The sequence below is a fragment of the Flavobacterium aquatile LMG 4008 = ATCC 11947 genome (assembly GCF_000757385.1).
Lineage (GTDB): Bacteria > Bacteroidota > Bacteroidia > Flavobacteriales > Flavobacteriaceae > Flavobacterium > Flavobacterium aquatile.
On record NZ_JRHH01000003.1, the window covers coordinates 701,434 to 720,645 of the forward strand.

Below are 19,212 nucleotides of genomic sequence, written 5' to 3' on the forward strand. Positions count from 1 at the left end.
AGCATCGACAAAGATACTACAAATCTCGTTTTTTGATGATATAATGTGACAAGAAAATAAATATTGAAATCCACATTAATACAATGACTATTGAGTACCAATGAACGTCGTAATTTTTGATTGAGTTTTCTCCAATAGCTTGTTGAAGATTTTTTACAGAACTCATTCGAGTAAAAGGTTCTTTAATTAAATTCCACATTGACATTAATGGGAAAAAATCATAAATTTTATTTACAAGTTCAGTATTTTTCAAATTATTTATGGCAAATGCATAAGATATCATTTCAACCATAAACCATAAAATTAGAGCACCTAATGCAAAGGCAGATCGTTTTATTAGAACTCCAAGAAATAAACAAAAAGAGAAAAAACCAACTAGTTTTACAAAATAAGCAAGAAGATATTCTAAATCTGAAAAAACAATTCCAATTTCTGTATAAGAAGAAAAACTATACCCTAAAAGTAATGACATCACAAAAACAAAAACGGTTGAAATCCCAGCAAAAAGAATGATTGTTAAGAATTTAGATAAAATTAATTCTTTTTTGCTCATTCCATCTATTAGATTTTGCTTTAAAGTTCCGTAGCTATATTCGTTGGCCATCATTGAAACTATGATTACTGCTAAAAATATTTTTAAAAATGCCGCAATAAATGTGTTGAAATGCCAAATGTAAGGAAAGTTAAAAATTCCCATTTCTGCTAAATGAAATTTAAAAATCCCAATATCAAATTTTATGGATGCAATTAGTGATAGTAAACTTAATAATACAAAATAGGTAATAGTTAAAACTTTACTCGCTCTATTTTTCCAGATTTTTTGTAATTCTATAGATAATAATCGTTTCATTGGTTTTAGTTTTGATTGTGTTGGAAATTATTTAGTAGCTGTCAATTGTAAAAACTGTTCTTCAAGTGAATGATTTCGTTTTACTAAATGGGTTACGTAAATTTCGTTTTGAACTAAGAATTTGTTCAATTCACTTGGCTCGATTGTGATGGATGATTGTACAATTACTTTTCCTTCTTCTATTTGAATCGAATCAATATTTGGATATTTCTCTAATGTTTTCATTAACAAATTTATATCATCAGATTGTACTTCTACAACTCCGTTTGAAGATGACATTCCAGCAACAGTTCCAGTGTATAAAATTTCACCTTTACGTAAAACTAAAACATGCGAACATACTTTTTCAACTTCATCTAGTAAATGCGAAGCGAGTAAAATGGTCGTTCCTTGTGATGCAATTAATCGAATAATATCCCTAATTTGATGAATTCCTTGTGGATCTAAACCGTTTGTAGGTTCGTCTAATATCAATATTTCTGGATCATTTAACAAAGCCGAAGCTATAGCCAAACGTTGTTTCATACCAAGTGAAAAAGTTCTAAATTTGCTATCTTTTCGTTCTATTAATCCAACAACTTCAAGTTTTTCGTGTACTTTAGAATAGTCAATTCCTTTAATTTTACATACCAATTCTAGATTTTCTTGTGCCGTCATGTACGGGTAAAAATTTGGACGTTCGATAATAGCACCTACTTTTTTTAAGGCATCGTGCGTTTCCATAGTTCCACCAAACCAGCTGTATTCGCCAGATGTTTTGTTAACTACGTTAAGCACAATTCCAAGAGTTGTAGATTTTCCCGAGCCATTTGGACCAAGAATACCGTATACATTTCCTTTATGAATTTCTAGTGAAACATTTTTTACAGCTTGAAGTTTGCCATAACGTTTGTTTAAATTTTTGATTGATAGAATTGTTTCCAAGGTTTTTTGATTTTATATAAGGTAAGACGATGAAGAATAATTTTTGTTACCAGTTTCTTAAAATTAAAATAAATTTCTAATTATATGGAACAATAGTTGGTGCTCCAATTTGGTAATCTGGAATTGTTAAATCGTTGTTTTTAAAGGAATTGGTTTTAAATATATTACTTCCTTCATTTGGAATTGAAGGATAATAAGCAAACGATAATTGAAAGCTATTAAAAACTAAATAATCGTTATTTATTAAAATTCCAATACCAAGACTAGTGTATAATTTTTTGTCGAAAAGAAAATTATTTTCGTTGCCTATCATTCCCATTGAAAAATTAAAATACGGATTGAAGTGAAATCCGTGCCAATTTCCTGGAGAATAGGTTTGCGTTTGAAAGGAAGCAATTAATTTTTTTGTACCAAATAGCAATACACTATCAAAACCACTTATTCCACTGGATTCATTTATATTGATTCGATCTTTGATATTAGAATCTCTGTTAATTCCCATTACAAATGAGGGTTTTATAAATTGTCTAATTTTCCAATTTCCCCAATTTATAATGTTCGTAAAATAATTAATGTCTACTCTAAAAGTAGTTTCCTCGGTTCGACCATTATTAAAAAGACTTCCCCATTCAATATTAGTTCCAACATATCCAAAATTAAAGTAATGTCCATGAGCAAATCGAGCGCCAAAATATCCTTTTTTGGTTTTATTTTTATCCTTAAAACCTCCAGTTATAGAATAAACTTGTCCATACGGAACATCTTCAATAATATCATAATTAAATAAATATTTTTCTTCCGCAAATTTTCTTGTCGTAATCCCAAAACTTGCAAGATAATTTCTTTCTGATGTAAAAAATAATGATGGATTGTATTCTATACTTGGTGTTTCAAGATATTTTATATTTTGATATCTAATGGTTGTTACAAAGTTGGTAGTTCTAAAATTTTCTGCTTTTCCAGGAAATATTTTAAAAGCTTGGCCAACCCAAAAATCTTGTGTTTCAAGCTTAAAACGTTGATTTTCAAAATCACCTGTAAGATCTGGAAGTGAGTCTCTATAAAACCTGTTTTCTAATAAAATACCGCCTGCCCAATGTGCCAAAGGTGAATAAAATATTCTTTCTAATTTTACACTTTTTCTAGTATTGTGAAAGGGATCGTTTTCATAAAATAGTGTTGCATTTGCAAATGTATTGACAATGTTATTTACTGTATATCGTGTGCTATTTCCTGTTGTATTTGTATTAAATCTTTTTGAATAATTATGTTCCAATTCGTGTCCGAGTCCAAAAAAATTACGTTCTGTAACTTCTAAATTCATTCGTGAACTAGAAATTGAGCCTGTTGGAATTAATGACCACGAATCTAAAACTCTAACCGAAATATCTACAGAATCTTTACTATTCGCAATTGGAATAGGTTCAATTAATACGCTTCTAATCCTTCTTTGACGTCTTACTAAACGTTCCGATTCTTTTGCTAATAACGAATCTAGGGGTTCATTTTTTTTTATGAGTAGTAAATTTTTAATTGACCATTCTTTAGATTTTAGATGAAAACCGTTTCCAAATTTTTCAAAACTATTTCGCGGAATATCTTGCTTGTTTGTTACTGAATACCCAAATGGATCTAATGTTATAACATTAATTTTTCTGATAATTTTTCCTTCATTTTTGTCAAATGCTCTTTTGAGAATGTATTTATTTTGAATGGAGTTCTTGGATGGGCTTGATTTTTTGGTAGTTCGAAAAAGTAATTTGTGTAAAAATTTTGTGAATTTTCTTTTCTTAGAATATTTCTCAATGTTTTTGTACACTTTTGCTGAATCTTTTTTTACAATTTTTTCTTGTGCTGATACATTATAACAGCAACTAAATAAAAGTAATAGTAATAGTAAAATTCTTCTTGCCATGTATAAATTTTTCTTTTGTAGCAAGGTATTAAATTTCATTTAATGATAACCCATTTCTAAGCTAGTTCTTGTGTTAAAGTGGTAATTCTATAACATTTTTACTTTTAATTGAAACTTTTTCACTAAATATAATCAGTTTTAGATCAAAAAAAATCCCTAACTGTTTTTACAATTAGGGATTTAGACAACTCAAACTATTTAATTATTAACTTAAAACTCTTTCTTAAACTACTGGATGTTTCTTGTTGTAAAAGTTGAATAAGGTTTCGTTTACTTCTCTTAAATGAGGTGTTAATGAAGTCTTTCGTCCTTTATCATCATTGGTTAATTCTAATTTACATACAGAACATTCATACTCTCTAAAATGAGAGGTCACATTTCTCTTAACTAATAATTTGTGACCAAAAAAATTACAAAACAAACTTCGCAATTGTAGTTTTTCTTTTGACTCTTTTACATTCATAGTGAGGTAGATTATTTGGTTGGGGTTCTAAACTTAAATAAATGTAGACGAAACAACAAATAAATCAGTTTAACTACATTTATTTTTTTATTATGTAAGTATATTAGTATAATTTTAACATTTTTAAAATAGTACTTTCATAAAATAAAAAATCCTCAATCGATTTTACTCAATTGAGGATTTCATTATTCTGATTTACAGAACTATGACTTATTTTCTTTATTGAAATAAACTAAGTAGTAATACATTTGTTTTTCCTCATCCCATCCTTTTTCTACAAATTTCTCAGCACTTTCTGGGTTGATAAAATCAAGTTTTATTTGAATATGTGTATCAAGATTGATGACATTTTTAATTGATTTTCTAACGTCAGTTACAGCCGCATTTGCAATAGGAAAAGAAGTTACATCTTCAATACTGTACTTTTCTCCTCTATCGGCTTTGTAGCTTTTAAATTCCGGAATCAAATCGGGATTATCCATAACATCATTTAAGAAAGCCGTTTCTTCGAATTCGTCGTTTTTTGCGAAATGATTTACAGCACGATTCATAAACATAACTTCTTGCTTTTTATCTTCGGCAGGGAAAACAACTTCTTTAGCAAACTCTTGACAGAATTTTAAATACTTCTTAGTCATAAAGTTCTCATCCTGAAAAGCATCTACCGAAAGGAAATGTTCTAACCAATATCTTGCATCATATCTGTTGCTATCAACGGTTAAAATTTTGTAACCTTCTTCTTTTTTGTAGTTAAAAATAAGACAACCTTTATCCAGTTTGTTCAAATTAATTCCTTCTTGAAGAATCATTTCTAAACTACTGTTTTTCTCTTCAAATTGTAAGAAATCGGTGCGCAATTCACTTTTAAAAATACCAATAGCGTCAACAACATTATTGTCAATTGATACATTGGTTAAATAAGTAACATAAACTTCTCCGTTTTTAATGTGCGGATGATTGGATTGTTCAAATAAATGATTGGTAATTTTTTTAGAAACATCATGAATTGAACTCGGATTTGTAAAAACCTCTGTCGCAAAATTGAACATTTCATTGTATTCTAAATCTACTTCGTGTGCAAATTGAAAGTAATTTTCTTCTTTCTCACGAAACGATTTAAAGAAATATTCCTTTAACAATGGAACAATTTCGTCATTTAATCCATAAGGACTTTCAGATAGAAAAATGGCTTCGTTACGGCTTTTGTTTCCAACTCTATGGATGGATAAATTCTCAATGTGGGCGTTGAACAGGTTGATCATTGTATTTATATAATTTTATGAAGTCTTTTTTCTTTTCTCTTTTTTCTATCTTCTGAAAATTAATTCCAATTTTCCTCAAATCCATAGTCTTCAAAGCTATCGTCGCTTCCAAAAGCATCAAGATCATCTTCGTCTAAATCGTCTTCAAATTCGTTGTAGCTTTCTTCTTCTTCAAAATCGGCTTGAAAATGTTTTTCCATGGCTTCAGCAGGCATTTCTCCGTGAGAAAATAATAAACTTGGATAAATAACTCCAGTTTCTATCGTTTCTTCAACAGCAGCTAATTCGACCAAAAATGTCCACATATTTATGAAATCATATACATAAATGATTTTGGTATTGTCAGTATCTAAAATATCTGCCAATTGATAATCGCTCATAATTTTATTCTCACCAGGAATATCTCCAGCATCAAACATCGGAATTTCATCTTCTTGATTCCAAGTATCATCACAAGTATAAAACGAGGCAACTTCCAATCCGTCAAAGCCAAAAGCATTAACGATAGCGTTGTGCAAATCTTCTAAAGTGTCGTCTTGAAGGATAGCAATATCTCTAAAAATATCTTCTTCAGCATCTAGAATTACTCTAAATTTATAAACCATAATCTAAATTTTAATAAAGCGTCAAAGGTAAAATTAAATTTTAGATTTTAGATTTCAGATTTTCGATTTGTTAATAAGATTTTATCTGGTATTTAAAATTTGAAACCAATTTTTATTCCACCATATTTTGCTGATGATCCAGTTTTAAATTCACGTGTTAGATGCGTGATGAAATATTCAAAATACAATGCTTTGGTTTGCAGAATTAAACCATAATTACTTTGAGCCGTAAATCGTTCAATAGCATTAGAAGAAATGGTGTACGGACTTTTATCATTAAATAATCCGCCTTGAAGTGTGGCGTCATATCCAATTACGTTTACTGATGGTTGTAAAAACAAATACACTTGAAATTTATTTTTACTTTTAACCGAGGTAAAAGCCGAATTTATAATTCCGAAACTGGTATTAAATCCAACCGATGCATTGGTAAATAAGGTTCCGAATTGCATTTTTGAGTTTGCATTTAAAGCAAATAAATCGTTGTATCGAACAAGTTGCTTTTCATAAATCAATTCGTAATTCAGCACAACATCATTCTTAATTTGATTTTGCCAACCCAACGGAATAGTGTTTCCAGTGGCTTTGTGAATTCCAACTTGCATTTCTTTCCCAAAAGCTCCAGGACCAATTAACCCAATACTTAAAGTAGAAACCAATCGCGATTTATGAATGGTATCGGTTGCAATCGAGAAACTTTTTAGCATTATCGCTGCCGCAAATGGTCGGTCGTCCAGTTGAATTTCGGGACTTCCGATACGGAAAGGCGTAAAACCAATATGTTCAATGGATAAACCGTATTTAAATTCCGAATTTTTAGGTTTTAAGAATAATTTATTAACTGGATTTTTTTCTAAAAAAGGAGCAACTAATTCAAAATTATAACCTTGTGTGTAGTTTTCATCGGTAGAACCAAAATAGTCATTATCATAATTAAACCTAAAGTAGGAATCACTTTTAATGTCTCTGAACGAAGCAGTGTTTTCTATTTTTTGAGCCAACAGAATATTTGAAATTGCAAATACAAATACTAAAGTAAAAATGATATTTTTCATAATATCATCTACGAAAATAAGAACTTGAAAGTTTGATTATTTCAAATTACTTTTCATAAAATTCAATTGGTAAATCATCAGGATCAGCGATAAAGAAAAAGTTTTTCTCAGTAAACTCATCAATTCGAATTGATTCACAATTTATATTTTTTGAAATCAAATAATTTCTAGTCTGCTCGATGTCATTTACTTCAAATGCTAAATGCCGTAAACCACAAGCTTCGGGTTGTGAAACTCTTTGTGGCGGATTTGGAAATGAAAACAATTCGATGCAATAAGTATCATTTAATGACAAGTCTAATTTATAGGAATCGCGCTCTTTTCGAAATACTTCAGAAACGATTTTGAAACCTAAAATCTCAGTATAAAATTTTTTCGAAATCTCATAATTGGAACAAATTATGGCAATATGGTGGATTTTGTTTAGTTGTATCATGATTTAGTAAAGTTACAAAATTACAATTTTTGCAAACGAATTTTCACGTAGTTTACAATTCATCCATGTAATTCTACAATTCAGTAAATACAAATTTATTTTTAAGATTAGTTACTGCAACTTTGCTTCATCAAAAACCAATCAACAATGAAAACAATACTTACATTATTAATCGCACTAATTTCAACTCTAGGATTTTCTCAAAATAAAATTTCTGGAAAAGTAGTTGATGAAAAAAATAATCCTATTGCTGGAGCAAATATTTTTATCGACGGAACTTATGATGGAGCAAGTTCTAATGAAAATGGTGAGTTCACTTTTACAACTTCAGAAAAAGGAACTAAAATTTTAGTAATTTCTTTTCTTTCCAATGAAACTCTGAAAACTTCAATTGATATTGAAAATTACCAAAACAAAACGTTCAAACTTAAAGAAAGTATGAATTCCTTGGATGTTGTAGTCATCAACGCAGGAACTTTTGAAGCAGGAGATAAATCTAAAAATACCGTTTTAAAACCACTTGATATTGTTACAACTGCTGGTTCTAATGGCGATATTGTTTCAGCTTTGCAAACTTTACCTGGAACACAAACCGTTGGCGAAAGCGGAAGATTGTTTGTTCGTGGTGGAGAAAGTGATGAAACACAAACTTACGTTGACGGAATTCGTGTAGCACAACCTTTTGGCTCAACAACTCAAAATTTACCAACTCGTGGACGATTTTCACCATTTCTTTTTAGTGGAATTTCGTTTTCAACTGGTGGTTATTCTGCGGAATATGGCGAAGCGTTATCAAGTGTTTTGCTTTTAAACACAACTGATATGGCAACCGAAAACAAAACAGATATTTCTTTTATGACGGTAGGTTTAGGTTTGGCAAATACTCAAAAATGGAAAAAAAGTTCGCTAACTTTCAACACGGCTTATATTGATTTGGCACCATATCAAGTGGCAATTCCGCAAAATGTGGATTGGAATAAAGCGTTTCAATCACTTTCTGGTGAAGTAGTTTATCGTTATGAATTGGAACGAGGATTGTTTAAATTATACGCAGCTTTTGACGCATCAAGATTTGATTTAAATCAAGAAAGTATTAATTCAGTTGCTAAAACTAGAGTTGATTTGAAGAATAACAATTTGTATGTAAATGCTTCATACAAAGGAAATTTTGGTTCGAATTGGCAGTTAACAACTGGTTTAAGTTATGGTTTAGGAAACAACAAAATTGGTTTGGATAATCAAAGAATCGATAATACAGAACATGCTTCGCATTTGAAATTAAAACTCAGAAAATCACTATCTGATAGAGTAAAGTTGTCATTTGGAGCCGATTATTTCATTACAAAATTTGATGAAAAATATACTTTTATAACTGATAAAACAGGGTACAATTCGAATATTGCTGCAGCATTTACAGAAGCCGATATTTTCTTTTCTAAAAAATTGGCAATGAAAGTTGGAGTGCGAGCTGTAAATAATGATTTATTGGATGAGACTTCAATTTCTCCTCGAACTTCAATTGCATATAAAGTGAGTAAATCAAGTCAGTTTTCATTTGCTTATGGAGAATTTGAGCAAGCGCCACGACAAGATTATTTGAAATTTAATTCTGATTTTACTAACGAAAGAGCATCACATTATATTTTGAATTACCAATATAACAAAGGCAAACGCACTTTTAGAACGGAAGTATATTTTAAGGATTACAAAGATTTGGTAAAATATGATACGCAAGTTGCACAATACGATTCGAATTATAACAACAACGGATTTGGTTTTGCTAAAGGATTGGATGTTTTTTGGAGAGATAACCAATCGGTTAAGAATTTAGAATATTGGATTTCGTATTCGTACATCGATACCAAACGTGATTATAAAAATTATGAAGCCGAAGTTACTCCAAGTTTTGTAGCCAAAAATAACTTTTCTATAGTGACCAAATATTGGATAGATGACTGGAAATCAAGTGTTGGATTGTCTTACAGTTTTAATTCTGGTCGTCCTTATGATGATCCGAATGAAATGGATTTCATGAACGGAAAAACCAAAAATTACAATAACGTGAGTATGAGTTGGGCTTATTTGTTAAGTCAACAAAAGATATTATTTATTTCGATTAGTAATATTTTAGGAACAGAAAACGTGTTTGGTTATGATTATGCAAATTCACCAGATTCTAATGGAGTTTTTCAAAGAAAAGCAATAATTCCAACAGCAGATCGATTTTTCTTCGTGGGATTCTTTTGGACCATCAGTGAAAATAAAAAGGACAATCAGCTGAATAATTTGTAGATTAGAATTTTAATGTATCAGGATTTTGACGCGTGTCGTACAATCTTAAAATTTCAATTCTTGTTTCATTTCTCTGTAGTAAAGTGTGTTTTGCTTTGTCACGACACACTTTCTTATTTGAAATTCAACGTTTAAAAACGGAAACTGATTTGGGTTTTTATGAATTAAATCAATGCAAAAATCTAGTTTAGATATGAATTTTAAACAAACAGTATTGTTCCAACGATTTTCCAAATATTCAAGTAATTTGGCAAAATCTTCATCTGCATGCGAAGACCATTTTATTGGTTTACGCATATTTCTTTTTGTATTTATCCATGATGGTTTTATGGTCAATTCCTTCAGAAGAATTCATTTCTTCAATAGCATCAATTAGCCCATTTTGTTGCGATTTTGATAATGAATTCCATTCTTCAGTGTCATTTTCTTTATTTATAAAATTAACGAATAATCCATAAACTTGTTCCAATTTGGACTTCTCAAGAGTATCAATTTCTCTAAATAATTTTAATTTTAATTCTGCTGAACTCATAACTGTATTTTTATCAAATTTACAAAAAAAATCATTTGTTTACAATTCATCCTAAGAAATCAACATTTCGGTAAGTATAAATTTCACAACCAATACAAACACAATACTTTTACATCAGAAATAACAACAAATTCAATTTCAATATCAATTTAAAAAAATAGAAATCATGACAAAAGTTATCACAACATTAGTAGTATTTGTAGCAACCGTTTTATCGGCAAATGCACAACAATTTGAACAAGGAATGGGAAAAGCGTTAGGAACTTGGGGTTCAGGCAACGCAACAGAGGCATCGGCTTTATTTGAAAGAATTGCATCGGTAGAAAAAACAAATTGGCTGCCGAATTATTACGTAGCTTTAGTAAATACAACCGAAGCTTTTAATCCAGCAAATGCTAAAAATGCAACTGCATTAATTAACAAAGCACAAACGGCTTTGGATGCAGCCGAATTAATTTCGCCAAATAATCCAGAAATTTTAATTATGCAAGCCATGATTAACACAGCGTTAATCGTTCAAGATCCAATGACAAACGGTATGAAACTTTCTGCTCCAACAATCGAATTGTATGATAAAGCAATTAAATTAGCTCCAGAAAATCCAAGAGCTGTTTTTGGAAAAGCCGAATTTGAAATTGGTGGAGCACAGTATTGGGGAACAGATACCAAACCAATGTGTGAGCAAGTTGCAAAATCTATCGAATTATTTGCTAAATTTAAGCCAGAATCACAGTTTCATCCATCTTGGGGTTTAGATAGAGCGCAAGAAACATTGAAAAACTGCGGTAAATAATTTAATTTCAAAGAATTACTTTTGATAAAATTGCTATACTAGAATGATGAAAAATAGATATATAAGAGAATTTCCGAGAGCTTTTTTAATTGGATTAGGCATTTTTTGTGTGCTTACTTTGATAAATGTATTAAATGGAGGAAGTTTAAAATTTGATGAAAATCTAAAATTCACATTTCTTTATACAATACTTTATACGGTTTCACTCCATTTAGCGAATACGTCTTTGTTTATTTTTCTAGATTCTGTTTTTAAGGAAGAACGATTTTCTAAAAGAAGAATTTTTATTGGGTTTGCTCTATCATTTGTATTATCTCTAACTGTAATTTTTTTGTTGCGAGTTTTTGAAGATGTAGTAGTTGAAGGCAAGACTTTTTCCAATTTTATTGAGAATGAATCACCATCCAATTATATCATTGCATCGGTTTTTACTTTTGTAATTATTTCAGCGGTTCATATAATTTATCTCTACAAATATTATCAAGAGACAAAACTTAAGGAACAAAAGATAATCGCTGGAACTGCCAACGCTAAATTTGAAAGCTTAAAAAACCAAATCGATCCGCATTTTCTTTTTAATAGTTTGAATGTTTTGAGCTCGTTAATAGAAGAAAATCCTGAGAATGCACAACGTTTTACAACTTCATTATCAAAGATTTACAGATACGTTTTAGAACAAAAAGACAAAGAATTAGTTACTGTTACCGAAGAATTAGCGTTCGCAAAAACGTATATGAATTTGCTAAAAATGCGATTCGAAAACAGCATAACTTTTGAGTTACCCGAAAATTTTGATAATTCCGATGCCAAAGTCGTTCCATTGTCATTACAATTATTGTTAGAAAATACAATTAAACACAATGTGGTTAGTGAAAATAAACCACTTCATATTAAAATTTACATAAAAGATAATTTTTTAGTAGTTGAAAATAATCTGCAAAAGAAAGAAGTTTTGCAAGACAGAAAAGGAGTCGGACTTCAAAATATTGTAAGCCGATATGCAATTCTGTCGGAACGAAAAGTCTTGATTGACGATAACAAAGAAGCGTTTGCAGTTTATTTACCTATTTTAACAAAACAGATAAGCATCATGAATACAACAAATACTTACAACGAAACTACTTCTTACTTGAGAGCAAAAGAACGAGTAGAAAAACTAAAAGGGTTTTATGGAAATCTTACATCGTATTGCATTGTAATTCCGATATTAATTATCATCAATCTAAACTCACCACATAAATTCCAATGGTTTTGGTTTCCAATGTTGGGTTGGGGAATGGGATTAACTTTCCATGCTTTTGAAACCTTCGGATTTGGTAAAACTTGGGAAGAAAAGAAAATTCAAGAAATACTGAATAAACAAAATAATACAAACAACAAATGGAACTAATTATGGACTCGAATTCAGATTTTGAGAAATATCAAAAAGCCAAAAAACAGGTGGAAGAAATCAAAGGGTTTTATGTTCACTTTATGGCTTATATTGTTATTATGTGTGTTTTAGTTTTTATAAATTTAAAATACACTCCAGAACATTTATGGTTTGTTTACTCGATGTTAGGTTGGGGATTGGGTTTGTTTTTTCACGCTGTAAAAGTTTTTAATTGGTTTCCGTTTATGAGTAAAAATTGGGAAGAAAAAAAGTTGCAACAGTATATGGACGAAGAAAAAAGTAAGTCAAATAAATACCAATAATTATGACACCAAACGAACAAATTCAATATGAAAACGCTCTTAAAAGGGTAAAAAAAGTTAAAGGTTTTTATTCCCATTTAATTGTATATATCGTGATCAACATTATGATTGTGATTATTAATTTTCAAGGTCTTGATAAAGGAGAAAGTTATTTTCAATTCGAAAATTTTTTCACGGCATTCTTTTGGGGAATCGGACTTTTATCTCATTTTCTTTCTGTTTTTGGACCAGATATATTTCTTGGTAAAAATTGGGAAGAACGAAAAATTAAAGAACTTATGGAGAAGGAAAAGAATAATAAATGGCAGTGATTAGATTTATGTTTTTCCTTTTAAACTTTAAACTTTTTCTAAACTTTTAAACCATTTTAATTAATGAACATAATAATCATAGAAGACGAAAAGCCAGCAGCGAGATTATTGCAACGCAAGGTTGAAAAACTTGGATTGCAAGTAAATCAAATGTTGCATTCTGTAGAAGAATCAATTAATTGGTTTAACAACAATCAACATCCCGACTTGATATTTCTTGACATTCAACTTTCGGATGGATTATCGTTTGAAATTTTTGAACATATCGATATAAAAAGTGCTGTAATTTTTACAACTGCCTATGATGAATATGCGTTGCGAGCTTTTAAATTAAATAGTATTGATTATCTATTAAAACCAATTGATGAAGAAGATTTGGAAACTGCTGTCAATAAATTTAAAGCAAGAAATGTTTCTGTTCCGAATTTATCATTGGATTTTGAAATGATAAAAAAGATGTTGATAAACCCAATCGATAGAGAATACAAAAAACGATTCACTATTAAAATGGGGCAACAACTTAAAATGATAACTATTGATGAAGTCGAATGTTTTTACAGCGAAAACAAAGGAACGTATCTTCATACATTTGAAGGAAGAGATTATTTGTTGGACAACACTTTAGAACAATTAGAAAATGAATTGGATCCAAAAGATTTCTACCGCATTTCTAGAAAGTTCATCATTCCGTTAAAAGGAATTAAAGAAATTCAAATGCACAGCAACTCACGATTGAAAGTAATTTTGCCAACCTATAAAGACGATGAAGTGATTGTTGCCCGAGAAAAAGTGGGCGATTTTAAAACCTGGTTAGGATAATAAAGATTTGTTAATTAACAAGTGTACAAACGAATATCTCATTAATTTTGAAAAAAAGATAATGAGATATTTTTGTTTTACACTGTTGCTCTTGTTTGGATTTTCATCAAATGCTCAAGAAGTTACGACTTTTAAAAAGTATGATGAACTTGAAAAGTATCTTGAAGAAAACAAATCACAACCATTAGTTGTAAACTTTTGGGCAACTTGGTGTGCACCTTGTATAAAAGAGTTGCCTTATTTTGAGCAATTGCACAACCAAAATAAAGCGGTAAAAGTAATCACAGTAAGTTTAGATTTTGAGAAAGATTTCGAAACCAAATTGAAAACTTTTTTAAAGAAAAAGAAATACACCTTTATTACTACATTTCTGGCAGCAAAAGATTATAACAATTGGATTTCTAAAGTAGATGAAGATTGGTCGGGTTCTATTCCTGCAACTTTGATAATTAATGGTGATAAAAGAGTTTTTGTTGAAAGTGATTTCAGCAGTTTTGAAGAGTTAAATAATCACGTAAATAAATCTATTAATCAATAAATTAAAAAGTATGAAAAAGTTCGGAATTGTAGCATTACTTGCTTTAGTAGTAATGAGTTTCTCAAGCTTACCTGCGGGTTACAAAGTTGGAGATAAAGCAACTGATTTTAAATTGAAGTCGGTTGACGGAAAAATGTACAGCATGGCAGATTATAAAGATGCTAAAGGTTTTATTGTAGTTTTTACGTGCAATCATTGTCCGTTTGCTGTAAAATATGAAGACAGAATTGTGGCATTGGCCAAAAAATACAAATCTCTTGGTTACGAATTGATAGCAATAAACCCAAATGATCCTGCAGCACAACCGGAAGATAGTTTTGATTTAATGAAAGTTAGAGCTAAAGAAAAAGGTTTTACATTTCCTTATTTATTTGACGAAGGTCAGAAAATTTATCCTCAATATGGAGCCACAAAAACGCCACATGTATTTTTATTAGATAAAAGTTTAACCGTAAAATACATTGGCGCTATTGACGATAATGTTGATGATGCAGCTGCTGTTAAAGAGCGTTATTTAGAAAATGCCATCGCAGCTTTAGAAAAAAATCAAGAAGCAAATCCTTCTATGACAAAAGCAATAGGTTGTTCTATAAAAGTTAAAAAATAGAAATTTCTAAAATAAAAAAAGAGTGAATTATAATAGTTCACTCTTTTTTTTGTGAATTAGTGAATAAAAGTTTTCCTAATTCCAATCAAACCAAAAATCAATAAGGTGTACGCTATAAAAAATGGAACAATATATTCAATCCATCCCAAAGGCAACATTATGGCAATTATTAACAATTGAAATCCTAATCCGTACAACGAAAGCAAGGTCATAAACCAATTGGGAAACGTTTTTACTTTGTAAGCATCTTGATCTAATGCATGAATTATTTTATCAAAAACGCCATATACAATTGTGTAAATTTTAAATAAAATATTGACTGATTTTTGAGTTTCTCCAGGCAAAGCTTTTGGTGATTTGTATTCAAATATTTTGCTAGTAGCATCGCCACCAACCGATTTATTTCTTAAAATCACATAGTAATAATTGTACAACGTTCCTTGCAACTGTATTCCTATAAAAGCCAGTAAACTAAACCAAATTGTAGTTTTAGAAACATAACAAATGGTCATCAGAAATAGAAAATTCAGAATGATATCGAACACACTATCCAAATATCTTCCTACATAAGAAGGAGTATTTTTTAGTCGAGCCAATTCGCCATCGGCTGCATCAATTCCAGATTTTAAAATGATGAAAAATCCAGCCCAAAAATAGTGCTGATTTAAAATACAATAAATCGCAATCAAACCCGAAATACCAAACAAAATGGTAACATGAATAGGAGTAAAGCGTGTATTTTTAAGTTGATTAGCAAGGAATTTCCCAAAAGGTCTTCCGTAATCGGATAAGTCAAGAAATTTATCTTGAGCTGTAAGTTTTGACATTTAAAGTTACTAAATAGAACTGCGACAATATAGTCTAAAATTTATTTTGATAAGCGATGTAAGGTGTACGTCATAGTCGCTAACAAAATGAAAGCCATAATCTGATGTGTTAATCCTAACCACATTGGAACGCCAAACAATAAGGTTAAAACGCCTAATAAAAATTGTAAAAAAACAATGAAAACCAATGCGTTAAGTCCGTTTTTTTGTTGCGTTGAAACTGCAAATTTCTTACTTTGAAAATATAAAAATAGAATCAATCCAACAACAACATAAGCCATTGTTCGGTGCACAAATTGAACGCCACTTTTACCTTCGGTTAATCGTAATAACCATGAATCTTTCTCAAGAATTACGCTGTCGTGAAGGAATTGGCCTTCACTCATCAATGGCCAATGGTTGTGAATTAATCCAGCGTTTAATCCAGCAACAAACCCACCATAAATAATTTGAATAACTAGAAAAACAATGGCAATTCGAGCATACTTTCTAAGAGTTTTATTTACTTCATTTTTATCTGGATAAATTAAATCCAAAGCAACCCAAAGTGTGTAAGCAAATGTTATAAAAGCAAAAGTCAAGTGCAATGCCAATCTAAAATGACTCACATCTGGATTGTCAATTAAACCACTTTTCACCATAAACCATCCCAAAAAACCTTGAAATGCACCCATTCCTAGAAGAATGATACATTTTTTTATCGTTTCAGAATTTAATTTCTTTTTGATTAAAAAATAAACGAACGGAATAATGAATACCAAACCGATAATTCTTCCAATAAATCGGTGAAACCATTCCCAGAAGTAAATAAATTTATAATCGGAAAGTTGGAAATCATTATGAATGTTTATCTTTTGATATTCAGGAAATTTCTTGTATTCATCAAATGCGGCTTGCCATTTTTCTTCGGTTAATGGCGGAAAAGTATCGGTTACCAAATGCCAATCGGTCATTGAAAGTCCTGAATTGGTCAAACGTGTAATTCCACCAACAGTAACCATGATAAATAGTAAAATGCAACCTGAAAGTAGCCAGTAAATGACTGATTTGTTATTCTTCATTGGAGAAGTAAATTTTATGCAAAATTATTTTTAATACTTTGATTAACTGATTTAACAAAAGTTAATCTTTACTTATTATTTTCCACTTTTTTCAAGCCTAATTTTTCAGCTCTTTTCATCACAAAATCGTAGGCAGCTTGATATTCATTTGGAATTTTCCCATCTAAAATAGCTTCTTTTACAGCTTCTTTTAGCATTCCAATTTCTCTTGAAGGTTTCAAATTGAATAGCTCCATAATCTCTTCACCCGAAATTGGTGGTTGAAACTGACGTACGTGATCGCGTTCCTCAACTTCAATAATTTTCTTGCGAACAATATCAAAATTATCGTGGTATTTCTTAAATTTCTTCGGATTTTTGGTCGTAATATCGGCTTCACAAAGCGTCATTAAATGATCTACATCTTCACCAGCATCAAATACTAAACGTCTTACAGCTGAATCAGTTACAATATCTTCTGCCAAAACAATTGGACGTGAACTCATAGTGACCATTTTTTGAACAAATTTTAATTTATTGTTCAACGGCATGTGCAATCGTTCGAAGATTTTCTTAGCCATTTTTCCGCCAAGAAATTCGTGTCCGTGAAACGTCCAACCTTGTTTTTTGTTGAATTTTTTTGTCGGAGCTTTTCCAATGTCATGTAATAAAGCTGACCATCGCAACCAAACATCGTCTGTATTCGGACAAATATTATCGACAACTTCTAAAGTGTGATAGAAATTGTTTTTATGTGTATGACCTTCAATTTCTTCAACTTTATTCAATGCAGTTAATTCGGGTAAAATAATGTCTAATAATCCGGTTTTGTACAAAAGTAAAAATCCAATCGACGGCTTATCGGTCGAGAGAATTTTGTTTAATTCATCCACAATACGTTCACCAGAAATAATTTTGATTCTATCTTTATTTCTCGAAATTGCTTCCAACGATTCAGCTTCAATTTCAAATTTCAATTGAGTTGCAAATCGAATGCCTCGTAACATTCTCAAAGGATCATCCGAATAAGTTATGTCAGGATTTAGCGGCGTTTTGATTATTTTATTTTCTAAATCACTTAACCCATTAAAAGGATCAACTAATTCGCCATAATTTTTTTCATTCAAAGAAAAAGCCAATGCGTTTATGGTAAAATCGCGACGGTTTTGGTCGTCTTCCAATGTTCCGTTTTCTACAATAGGATTTCTGCTGTCTTGATTATAACTTTCTTTTCGTGCACCAACAAACTCTATATCAATCTCTTTGTATCGCAACATCGCGGTTCCGTAAGTCTTAAAAACTTGAACTTTTGGTTTGTTCGGAATTAAATCAGAAACTTTCAAAGCTAGCTCAATTCCAGATCCGACAGCAACAACATCAATGTCTTTTTTAAAATCTCTTTGAAGCAAAAAATCACGAACAAAACCGCCAATAACATAACTATCAACGTTAAGTTCTTGACTTGCTTGTGCAATTATTTTAAAAATTGGATTGTTTAGTGCTTTTGTGTAGTTCATAGTTTTCTCTTTTTTGTCATTTCGACGAAGGAGAAATCACATAATCTTATTGATTTTATGCGATTTCTCCTTCGTCGAAATGACAAACGAAGCATTATTTTCGTATAATTTTAACCTGATTATCCAAAGAAAGTTTTATAATCGTTGATGGATTTTTGCAAACTTTATCGCGATGCAAATTTACTACATAGTCAACACCATTTATAATTTCTGGACTAATTTCTTTAAAAGTTTTTGGGGCGAACATACCCGAAATATTTGCCGATGTAGAAACTAATGGTCGTTTCATGCGTTCCATTAATTTGAAACAAAATGGTTCTTTTACTAGTCTAACACCAAGAGTTTTATCTTCTGCAATAACATTTGGAGCTACATTTCTTGGGTTATCTAATATTAACGTAGTCGCTTTTTGTTTTTCTAAATCAGTATCAGCTGGGTTGGATAAATCCCAAATTTCCCATGCCAAATCAGGAATTTCTTTAAAAACATTATACATCATTTTCTCGCTATTCATAAGTACAATCATACTTTTAGAATCGTCGCGTTTTTTTAATGCATAAATTTTGGCTACAGCTTCTGCATTTGAAGCATCGCAACCAATTCCCCAAACGGTATCAGTTGGATAAAGTATAATTCCGCCATTCTTGATGACTTCGTAAGCGTTGTGAACTTCTGTATTAATATCCATGGAAAAACTTTTTTGCAAAGATAATGTAAACTTTGAGAATTTT

At 30.6% G+C, this 19,212-nt stretch carries 22 protein-coding genes; 8 read left to right on the forward strand and 14 right to left on the reverse strand.

The window, feature by feature from the left end:
- Positions 1 to 16: 16 nt before the first annotated feature.
- From LG45_RS09155 to gloA2, 8 genes are all read right to left on the reverse strand, one after another.
- Positions 17 to 850, reverse strand: a complete 834-nt coding sequence (locus LG45_RS09155) for an ABC transporter permease (RefSeq protein WP_035126373.1) — start codon at positions 848 to 850, stop codon at positions 17 to 19.
- 27 nt (positions 851 to 877) lie between these two features.
- Positions 878 to 1,774: an ABC transporter ATP-binding protein gene (locus LG45_RS09160; RefSeq protein ID WP_035126375.1), complete on the reverse strand. Its 897-nt coding sequence runs from the start codon at positions 1,772 to 1,774 to the stop codon at positions 878 to 880.
- Positions 1,775 to 1,850: 76 nt separating this feature from the next.
- A complete protein-coding gene (locus tag LG45_RS09165) occupies positions 1,851 to 3,689 on the reverse strand; it encodes a BamA/TamA family outer membrane protein (RefSeq protein ID WP_035126761.1) in 1,839 nt (612 codons plus the stop codon).
- A gap of 223 nt (positions 3,690 to 3,912) precedes the next feature.
- A complete protein-coding gene (locus LG45_RS09170; protein WP_052087539.1) occupies positions 3,913 to 4,152 on the reverse strand; it encodes a hypothetical protein in 240 nt (79 codons plus the stop codon).
- A gap of 203 nt (positions 4,153 to 4,355) precedes the next feature.
- Positions 4,356 to 5,414: a nucleoid-associated protein gene (locus LG45_RS09175; protein ID WP_035126382.1), complete on the reverse strand. Its 1,059-nt coding sequence runs from the start codon at positions 5,412 to 5,414 to the stop codon at positions 4,356 to 4,358.
- 59 nt (positions 5,415 to 5,473) lie between these two features.
- Entirely contained in the window at positions 5,474 to 6,019 is a 546-nt protein-coding gene (locus LG45_RS09180; protein ID WP_035126384.1) for an IS1096 element passenger TnpR family protein, read from the reverse strand.
- Between the two features lie 92 nt (positions 6,020 to 6,111).
- Positions 6,112 to 7,074, reverse strand: coding sequence for a lipid A deacylase LpxR family protein (locus tag LG45_RS09185; RefSeq protein ID WP_035126387.1), 963 nt, complete (start codon positions 7,072 to 7,074; stop codon positions 6,112 to 6,114).
- A gap of 46 nt (positions 7,075 to 7,120) precedes the next feature.
- The gene (gloA2, locus tag LG45_RS09190; RefSeq protein ID WP_035126389.1) at positions 7,121 to 7,510 is read right to left on the reverse strand and encodes an SMU1112c/YaeR family gloxylase I-like metalloprotein; all 390 of its coding nucleotides are present in this window, start codon (positions 7,508 to 7,510) and stop codon (positions 7,121 to 7,123) included.
- Positions 7,511 to 7,657: 147 nt separating this feature from the next.
- Here gloA2 and LG45_RS09195 point away from each other — a divergent pair, with 147 nt between their 5' ends.
- Complete coding sequence (locus LG45_RS09195; RefSeq protein WP_035126391.1) at positions 7,658 to 9,802, forward strand: TonB-dependent receptor; 2,145 nt, start codon at positions 7,658 to 7,660, stop codon at positions 9,800 to 9,802.
- Between the two features lie 45 nt (positions 9,803 to 9,847).
- Here the strand turns inward: LG45_RS09195 and LG45_RS09200 are convergent, their stop codons facing one another.
- Both LG45_RS09200 and LG45_RS09205 read right to left on the reverse strand, forming a co-directional pair.
- On the reverse strand, positions 9,848 to 10,099 hold the full coding sequence (locus tag LG45_RS09200) for a type II toxin-antitoxin system RelE/ParE family toxin (RefSeq protein ID WP_052087540.1): 252 nt from the start codon (positions 10,097 to 10,099) through the stop codon (positions 9,848 to 9,850).
- Positions 10,092 to 10,334, reverse strand: coding sequence for a hypothetical protein (locus LG45_RS09205; protein WP_035126393.1), 243 nt, complete (start codon positions 10,332 to 10,334; stop codon positions 10,092 to 10,094). The genes LG45_RS09200 and LG45_RS09205 overlap by 8 nt, the downstream gene beginning before the upstream one ends.
- 166 nt (positions 10,335 to 10,500) lie before the next feature.
- On the opposite strand from LG45_RS09205, the gene LG45_RS09210 reads away from it, so the two are divergent.
- From LG45_RS09210 to LG45_RS09240, 7 genes are all read left to right on the forward strand, one after another.
- Positions 10,501 to 11,127, forward strand: a complete 627-nt coding sequence (locus LG45_RS09210; protein ID WP_035126396.1) for a tetratricopeptide repeat protein — start codon at positions 10,501 to 10,503, stop codon at positions 11,125 to 11,127.
- Positions 11,128 to 11,173: 46 nt separating this feature from the next.
- Positions 11,174 to 12,517 (forward strand): 2TM domain-containing protein, encoded by a 1,344-nt coding sequence (locus LG45_RS09215; protein WP_035126764.1) that lies wholly within the window; start codon positions 11,174 to 11,176, stop codon positions 12,515 to 12,517.
- A 2-nt stretch (positions 12,518 to 12,519) separates the two neighbouring features.
- On the forward strand, positions 12,520 to 12,822 hold the full coding sequence (locus LG45_RS09220) for a 2TM domain-containing protein (RefSeq protein ID WP_240471850.1): 303 nt from the start codon (positions 12,520 to 12,522) through the stop codon (positions 12,820 to 12,822).
- Between the two features lie 2 nt (positions 12,823 to 12,824).
- Positions 12,825 to 13,133, forward strand: a complete 309-nt coding sequence (locus LG45_RS09225) for a 2TM domain-containing protein (RefSeq protein ID WP_035126400.1) — start codon at positions 12,825 to 12,827, stop codon at positions 13,131 to 13,133.
- A gap of 63 nt (positions 13,134 to 13,196) precedes the next feature.
- Entirely contained in the window at positions 13,197 to 13,952 is a 756-nt protein-coding gene (locus tag LG45_RS09230) for a LytR/AlgR family response regulator transcription factor (RefSeq protein WP_035126401.1), read from the forward strand.
- A gap of 61 nt (positions 13,953 to 14,013) precedes the next feature.
- Positions 14,014 to 14,490 (forward strand): TlpA family protein disulfide reductase, encoded by a 477-nt coding sequence (locus tag LG45_RS09235; RefSeq protein WP_052087541.1) that lies wholly within the window; start codon positions 14,014 to 14,016, stop codon positions 14,488 to 14,490.
- Positions 14,491 to 14,500: 10 nt separating this feature from the next.
- The gene (locus LG45_RS09240; protein WP_035126403.1) at positions 14,501 to 15,097 is read left to right on the forward strand and encodes a thioredoxin family protein; all 597 of its coding nucleotides are present in this window, start codon (positions 14,501 to 14,503) and stop codon (positions 15,095 to 15,097) included.
- 56 nt (positions 15,098 to 15,153) lie between these two features.
- Here LG45_RS09240 and LG45_RS09245 read toward each other — a convergent pair whose 3' ends face one another.
- From LG45_RS09245 to LG45_RS09260, 4 genes are all read right to left on the reverse strand, one after another.
- Complete coding sequence (locus tag LG45_RS09245) at positions 15,154 to 15,924, reverse strand: CDP-alcohol phosphatidyltransferase family protein (RefSeq protein WP_035126405.1); 771 nt, start codon at positions 15,922 to 15,924, stop codon at positions 15,154 to 15,156.
- A 41-nt stretch (positions 15,925 to 15,965) separates the two neighbouring features.
- Positions 15,966 to 16,985, reverse strand: a complete 1,020-nt coding sequence (locus LG45_RS09250) for a COX15/CtaA family protein (RefSeq protein WP_035126407.1) — start codon at positions 16,983 to 16,985, stop codon at positions 15,966 to 15,968.
- 68 nt (positions 16,986 to 17,053) lie between these two features.
- On the reverse strand, positions 17,054 to 18,481 hold the full coding sequence (locus LG45_RS09255; RefSeq protein ID WP_035126409.1) for a CCA tRNA nucleotidyltransferase: 1,428 nt from the start codon (positions 18,479 to 18,481) through the stop codon (positions 17,054 to 17,056).
- Positions 18,482 to 18,575: 94 nt separating this feature from the next.
- Complete coding sequence (locus LG45_RS09260) at positions 18,576 to 19,169, reverse strand: L-threonylcarbamoyladenylate synthase (RefSeq protein WP_035126411.1); 594 nt, start codon at positions 19,167 to 19,169, stop codon at positions 18,576 to 18,578.
- Between the last annotated feature and the right edge of the window lie 43 nt (positions 19,170 to 19,212).

Excerpts from the sequence above, each read along its gene's own strand:
- LG45_RS09155 (WP_035126373.1), bottom strand. The coding sequence starts at position 850 with ATGAAACGATTATTATCTATAGAATTACAAAAAATCTGGAAAAATAGA.
- LG45_RS09165 (WP_035126761.1), bottom strand. The coding sequence starts at position 3,689 with ATGGCAAGAAGAATTTTACTATTACTATTACTTTTATTTAGTTGCTGT.
- LG45_RS09170 (WP_052087539.1), bottom strand. The coding sequence starts at position 4,152 with ATGAATGTAAAAGAGTCAAAAGAAAAACTACAATTGCGAAGTTTGTTT.
- LG45_RS09175 (WP_035126382.1), bottom strand. The coding sequence starts at position 5,414 with ATGATCAACCTGTTCAACGCCCACATTGAGAATTTATCCATCCATAGA.
- LG45_RS09180 (WP_035126384.1), bottom strand. The coding sequence starts at position 6,019 with ATGGTTTATAAATTTAGAGTAATTCTAGATGCTGAAGAAGATATTTTT.
- LG45_RS09185 (WP_035126387.1), bottom strand. The coding sequence starts at position 7,074 with ATGAAAAATATCATTTTTACTTTAGTATTTGTATTTGCAATTTCAAAT.
- gloA2 (WP_035126389.1), bottom strand. The coding sequence starts at position 7,510 with ATGATACAACTAAACAAAATCCACCATATTGCCATAATTTGTTCCAAT.
- LG45_RS09195 (WP_035126391.1), top strand. The coding sequence starts at position 7,658 with ATGAAAACAATACTTACATTATTAATCGCACTAATTTCAACTCTAGGA.
- LG45_RS09200 (WP_052087540.1), bottom strand. The coding sequence starts at position 10,099 with ATGCGTAAACCAATAAAATGGTCTTCGCATGCAGATGAAGATTTTGCC.
- LG45_RS09205 (WP_035126393.1), bottom strand. The coding sequence starts at position 10,334 with ATGAGTTCAGCAGAATTAAAATTAAAATTATTTAGAGAAATTGATACT.
- LG45_RS09210 (WP_035126396.1), top strand. The coding sequence starts at position 10,501 with ATGACAAAAGTTATCACAACATTAGTAGTATTTGTAGCAACCGTTTTA.
- LG45_RS09215 (WP_035126764.1), top strand. The coding sequence starts at position 11,174 with ATGAAAAATAGATATATAAGAGAATTTCCGAGAGCTTTTTTAATTGGA.
- LG45_RS09220 (WP_240471850.1), top strand. The coding sequence starts at position 12,520 with ATGGACTCGAATTCAGATTTTGAGAAATATCAAAAAGCCAAAAAACAG.
- LG45_RS09225 (WP_035126400.1), top strand. The coding sequence starts at position 12,825 with ATGACACCAAACGAACAAATTCAATATGAAAACGCTCTTAAAAGGGTA.
- LG45_RS09230 (WP_035126401.1), top strand. The coding sequence starts at position 13,197 with ATGAACATAATAATCATAGAAGACGAAAAGCCAGCAGCGAGATTATTG.
- LG45_RS09235 (WP_052087541.1), top strand. The coding sequence starts at position 14,014 with ATGAGATATTTTTGTTTTACACTGTTGCTCTTGTTTGGATTTTCATCA.
- LG45_RS09240 (WP_035126403.1), top strand. The coding sequence starts at position 14,501 with ATGAAAAAGTTCGGAATTGTAGCATTACTTGCTTTAGTAGTAATGAGT.
- LG45_RS09245 (WP_035126405.1), bottom strand. The coding sequence starts at position 15,924 with ATGTCAAAACTTACAGCTCAAGATAAATTTCTTGACTTATCCGATTAC.
- LG45_RS09250 (WP_035126407.1), bottom strand. The coding sequence starts at position 16,985 with ATGAAGAATAACAAATCAGTCATTTACTGGCTACTTTCAGGTTGCATT.
- LG45_RS09255 (WP_035126409.1), bottom strand. The coding sequence starts at position 18,481 with ATGAACTACACAAAAGCACTAAACAATCCAATTTTTAAAATAATTGCA.
- LG45_RS09260 (WP_035126411.1), bottom strand. The coding sequence starts at position 19,169 with ATGGATATTAATACAGAAGTTCACAACGCTTACGAAGTCATCAAGAAT.